The organism is Arthrobacter sp. ZGTC212 (genome assembly GCF_002929255.1).
GTDB lineage: Bacteria > Actinomycetota > Actinomycetes > Actinomycetales > Micrococcaceae > Arthrobacter_B > Arthrobacter_B sunyaminii.
On record NZ_PJIJ01000008.1, the window covers coordinates 1 to 5,797 of the forward strand.

The following is a 5,797-nucleotide window of genomic DNA, read 5'->3' on the forward strand; positions in this document are numbered from 1 at the left end:
TCTGTTGTTTGAGAACTCAATAGTGTGCCAAGTTTATTGATACCAATTATTTTAATTGGTTGAACTGGTTGTTTCCGCCCACCCCGTGGGTTGGGAGCAGCTTTTTTAGCTGGTTTCGAATTTAGTGCAGGACTGTGCAGCCAATTTTCCTTGGCTCCGGTCTTGTGTCTGTAACACATTTACGGAGAGTTTGATCCTGGCTCAGGATGAACGCTGGCGGCGTGCTTAACACATGCAAGTCGAACGATGACTTTTGTGCTTGCACAAAATGATTAGTGGCGAACGGGTGAGTAACACGTGAGTAACCTGCCCTTAACTTCGGGATAAGCCTGGGAAACCGGGTCTAATACCGGATACGACGGATTCCCGCATGGGGGTCCGTGGAAAGCTTGATGCGGTTTTGGATGGACTCGCGGCCTATCAGCTAGTTGGTTGGGGTAATGGCCCACCAAGGCGACGACGGGTAGCCGGCCTGAGAGGGTGACCGGCCACACTGGGACTGAGACACGGCCCAGACTCCTACGGGAGGCAGCAGTGGGGAATATTGCACAATGGGCGAAAGCCTGATGCAGCGACGCCGCGTGAGGGACGAAGGCCTTCGGGTTGTAAACCTCTTTCAGCAGGGAAGAAGCGAAAGTGACGGTACCTGCAGAAGAAGCGCCGGCTAACTACGTGCCAGCAGCCGCGGTAATACGTAGGGCGCAAGCGTTATCCGGAATTATTGGGCGTAAAGAGCTCGTAGGCGGTTTGTCGCGTCTGCTGTGAAAGCCCGGGGCTCAACCCCGGGTCTGCAGTGGGTACGGGCAGACTAGAGTGCAGTAGGGGAGACTGGAATTCCTGGTGTAGCGGTGAAATGCGCAGATATCAGGAGGAACACCGATGGCGAAGGCAGGTCTCTGGGCTGTAACTGACGCTGAGGAGCGAAAGCATGGGGAGCGAACAGGATTAGATACCCTGGTAGTCCATGCCGTAAACGTTGGGCACTAGGTGTGGGGGACATTCCACGTTTTCCGCGCCGTAGCTAACGCATTAAGTGCCCCGCCTGGGGAGTACGGCCGCAAGGCTAAAACTCAAAGGAATTGACGGGGGCCCGCACAAGCGGCGGAGCATGCGGATTAATTCGATGCAACGCGAAGAACCTTACCAAGGCTTGACATGAACCGGAAAGGCCTGGAAACAGGTCCCCCACTTGTGGCCGGTTTACAGGTGGTGCATGGTTGTCGTCAGCTCGTGTCGTGAGATGTTGGGTTAAGTCCCGCAACGAGCGCAACCCTCGTTCTATGTTGCCAGCGGGTTATGCCGGGGACTCATAGGAGACTGCCGGGGTCAACTCGGAGGAAGGTGGGGACGACGTCAAATCATCATGCCCCTTATGTCTTGGGCTTCACGCATGCTACAATGGCCGGTACAAAGGGTTGCGATACTGTGAGGTGGAGCTAATCCCAAAAAGCCGGTCTCAGTTCGGATTGAGGTCTGCAACTCGACCTCATGAAGTTGGAGTCGCTAGTAATCGCAGATCAGCAACGCTGCGGTGAATACGTTCCCGGGCCTTGTACACACCGCCCGTCAAGTCACGAAAGTTGGTAACACCCGAAGCCGGTGGCCTAACCCCTTGTGGGAGGGAGCCGTCGAAGGTGGGACCGGCGATTGGGACTAAGTCGTAACAAGGTAGCCGTACCGGAAGGTGCGGCTGGATCACCTCCTTTCTAAGGAGCACCTCAAAGTTTTTCGTGTTCTTCCACAGTGTTGGATGCGGGCTTTGCAGGAGATGCCCATATCGGAGACATATGTTTTCCGGTGGGTGCTCAAGGGTGGAATATCAATAGGCAGGTGCCCGGCGTTGAGCCCGGCAGCACAGTACGTTCTTCCTTCGGGCGGGACTGGAAACGCTGCCGGTGTCTTCAAGTACCGGGTTTTTCCGTTTGGCACACTGTTGGGTCCTGAAATAACAGGACCGAAGAATTTCAAGCCTTCATTGGAGGGGTTGGAAGGGACACGGGTTCGTGTTGTTTCTGATTGTTCCTGCGCAGGCCCAAGACTTCCACGGTGAATACGTGGTGGTGGCGGGGTGTGACGGGGTTGTTGTTTGAGAACTACATAGTGGACGCGAGCATCTTAAAATTATTAAGTGCAATTTCAGATAAACCTGGTGACCGGTTTTACCGGCCTCCATGGTTTTCTCGATAGCGATAATATTTATTGATCTTTGTGGTCAAGTTTTTAAGGGCACACGGTGGATGCCTTGGCATCAGGAGCCGAAGAAGGACGTAGGAATCTGCGATAAGCCTGGGGGAGTTGATAACCGAGCGTTGATCCCAGGATGTCCGAATGGGGAAACCCCGCCCGGCGCGCGAGTGACCGGGTGACCCGCATCTGAACACATAGGGTGCGTGGAGGGAACGTGGGGAAGTGAAACATCTCAGTACCCACAGGAAGAGAAAACAACAGTGATTCCGTTAGTAGTGGCGAGCGAACGCGGAAGAGGCTAAACCAGTGGTGTGTGATAGCCGGCGGGCGTTGCATCACTGGGGTTGCGGGACTTTCCGTACCGATTCTGCCGGATTGGTGAAGTGAGTGCAGATGCATAGGTGAACGGGTTTGAAAGCCCGGCCGTAGAGGGTGTTAGCCCCGTAACCGGAATGTATGCTGCCGCTTGGAGAGGATCCCAAGTAGCACGGGGCCCGAGAAATCCCGTGCGAATCTGCCAGGACCACCTGGTAAGCCTAAATACTCCCTGATGACCGATAGCGGACAAGTACCGTGAGGGAAAGGTGAAAAGTACCCCGGGAGGGGAGTGAAACAGTACCTGAAACCGTGTGCCTACAATCCGTTGGAGCAGGGCGATGCCACTTGTGGTGTTGTGCTTGTGACAGCGTGCCTTTTGAAGAATGAGCCTGCGAGTTAGTGTTACGTCGCGAGGTTAACCCGTGAGGGGAAGCCGTAGCGAAAGCGAGTCTGAACAGGGCGATGCAGTGGCGTGATCTAGACCCGAAGCGGAGTGATCTACCCATGGCCAGGTTGAAGCGCGTGTAAGAGCGCGTGGAGGACCGAACCCACTTCAGTTGAAAATGGAGGGGATGAGCTGTGGGTAGGGGTGAAAGGCCAATCAAACTCCGTGATAGCTGGTTCTCCCCGAAATGCATTTAGGTGCAGCGTTGCGTGTTTCTTACCGGAGGTAGAGCTACTGGATGGCTAATGGGCCCTACAAGGTTACTGACGTCAGCCAAACTCCGAATGCCGGTAAGTGAGAGCGCAGCAGTGAGACTGTGGGGGATAAGCTTCATAGTCGAGAGGGAAACAGCCCAGACCACCAACTAAGGCCCCTAAGCGTGTGCTAAGTGGGAAAGGATGTGGAGTTGCTCAGACAACCAGGAGGTTGGCTTAGAAGCAGCCATCCTTGAAAGAGTGCGTAATAGCTCACTGGTCAAGTGATTCCGCGCCGACAATGTAGCGGGGCTCAAGTACACCGCCGAAGTTGTGGCATTCAAATATTAGCCAAGCGGATGGTTTATCCATTTTCGTTCAAGCGTTTGGATGGGTAGGGGAGCGTCGTGTGGGCAGTGAAGTCGCGGTGTAAACCAGCGGTGGAGCCTACACGAGTGAGAATGCAGGCATGAGTAGCGAAAGACGGGTGAGAAACCCGTCCGCCGAATGATCAAGGGTTCCAGGGTCAAGCTAATCTGCCCTGGGTAAGTCGGGACCTAAGGCGAGGCCGACAGGCGTAGTCGATGGACAACGGGTTGATATTCCCGTACCGGCGAAAAACCGCCAATACTGATCGGGGGATACTAACCGCCCAATACCTGACCGTTAGCCCTTGTGGCGACACGGTTTTTGGTGGAGCGCGGGACCTGATCCCGGGAGGTAAGCGTATTAACAGGTGTGACGCAGGAAGGTAGCCGGGCCGGGCGATGGTTGTCCTGGTCTAAGGATGTAGGGTCAGTGATAGGTAAATCCGTCACTGTGTCTTGGATGACGCACCTGAGATCTGACGGGACCCACTTTGGTGGGAATCCGGTGATCCTATGCTGCCTAGAAAAGCATCGGCGCGAGGTTTTAGCCGCCCGTACCCCAAACCGACACAGGTGATCAGGTAGAGAATACTAAGGCGATCGAGAGAATTATGGTTAAGGAACTCGGCAAAATGCCCCCGTAACTTCGGGAGAAGGGGGGCCCCAACCTTGATGGACACTTGCTGTCCGGAGGGGATCGGGGCCGCAGAGACCAGGGGGAAGCGACTGTTTACTAAAAACACAGGTCCGTGCGAAGTCGCAAGACGATGTATACGGACTGACTCCTGCCCGGTGCTGGAAGGTTAAGAGGACCGGTTAGCCCTTACGGGCGAAGCTGGGAATTTAAGCCCCAGTAAACGGCGGTGGTAACTATAACCATCCTAAGGTAGCGAAATTCCTTGTCGGGTAAGTTCCGACCTGCACGAATGGAGTAACGACTTCCCCGCTGTCTCAACCATAAACTCGGCGAAATTGCAGTACGAGTAAAGATGCTCGTTACGCGCAGCAGGACGGAAAGACCCCGAGACCTTTACTATAGTTTGGTATTGGTGTTCGGTGTGGCTTGTGTAGGATAGGTGGGAGACTGTGAGACCCGGACGCCAGTTCGGGTGGAGTCATCGTTGAAATACCACTCTGGTCATACTGGATATCTAACTTCGGCCCGTAATCCGGGTCAGGGACAGTGCCTGATGGGTAGTTTAACTGGGGCGGTTGCCTCCTAAAGAGTAACGGAGGCGCCCAAAGGTTCCCTCAGCCTGGTTGGCAATCAGGTGGCGAGTGTAAGTGCACAAGGGAGCTTGACTGTGAGAGAGACATCTCGAGCAGGGACGAAAGTCGGGACTAGTGATCCGGCGGTACATTGTGGAATGGCCGTCGCTCAACGGATAAAAGGTACCTCGGGGATAACAGGCTGATCTTGCCCAAGAGTCCATATCGACGGCATGGTTTGGCACCTCGATGTCGGCTCGTCGCATCCTGGGGCTGGAGTAGGTCCCAAGGGTTGGGCTGTTCGCCCATTAAAGCGGTACGCGAGCTGGGTTTAGAACGTCGTGAGACAGTTCGGTCCCTATCCGCTGCGCGCGCAGGAAATTTGAGAAGGGCTGTCCTTAGTACGAGAGGACCGGGACGGACGAACCTCTGGTGTGTCAGTTGTACTGCCAAGTGCACCGCTGATTAGCTACGTTCGGATGGGATAACCGCTGAAAGCATCTAAGCGGGAAGCCCGCTTCGAGATGAGATTTCCATACACCTTGTGTGTGAGAGGCCCCCAGCCAGACCACTGGGTTGATAGGCCGGATGTGGAAGCGGGGACTAAAGACCCGTGAAGCTGACCGGTACTAATAGGCCGATAACTTACACCACACCACAGTCTGGGCAGGAAACGACTTCAAACGTTCCCGCCAAAGAAGGATTGTGTTGATCATGCTGCTTGCGTCCACTATGTGGTTCCCGGATAACAAACCCGTGTGTGGTTTGTCACCGTGGAACGAACCGCTGATTGTCCTTTCGGGGATGGTTGGGTGGTTTAGAATAAAAAGGAAGTGTTCATTCTTACGCGTGGATACTTTTTCATGACAGGCACGGTTGAACGTGTTTGGTTGTGACCCATTGTTTTCCCCTCCACCAGGAGTATTTTGGCTGGTGGTGTGGGTGGTAGGGTTACGGCGGTCATAGCGTGGGGGAAACGCCCGGTCCCATTCCGAACCCGGAAGCTAAGACCCACTGCGCCGATGGTACTGCATCCGGGAGGGTGTGGGAGAGTAGGTCACCGCCGGACAATATTT

The 5,797-nt window shown here is 54.8% G+C and carries 3 rRNA genes; all 3 read left to right on the top strand.

The features are described from left to right. Nucleotides 1–178 precede the first annotated feature (178 nt). The 3 genes from CXQ89_RS17585 to rrf all read left to right on the top strand — a co-directional run bounded on the left by CXQ89_RS17585 (nucleotide 179) and on the right by rrf (nucleotide 5,790). Nucleotides 179–1,706: ribosomal RNA gene (locus CXQ89_RS17585) — 16S ribosomal RNA — on the top strand. Between the two features lie 504 nt (nucleotides 1,707–2,210). After that, nucleotides 2,211–5,375 (top strand): 23S ribosomal RNA (locus CXQ89_RS17590). Nucleotides 5,376–5,673: 298 nt separating this feature from the next. Next, nucleotides 5,674–5,790 (top strand): 5S ribosomal RNA (gene rrf, locus CXQ89_RS17595). The 16S, 23S and 5S rRNA genes sit together here, the layout of an rRNA operon. Nucleotides 5,791–5,797 lie beyond the last annotated feature (7 nt).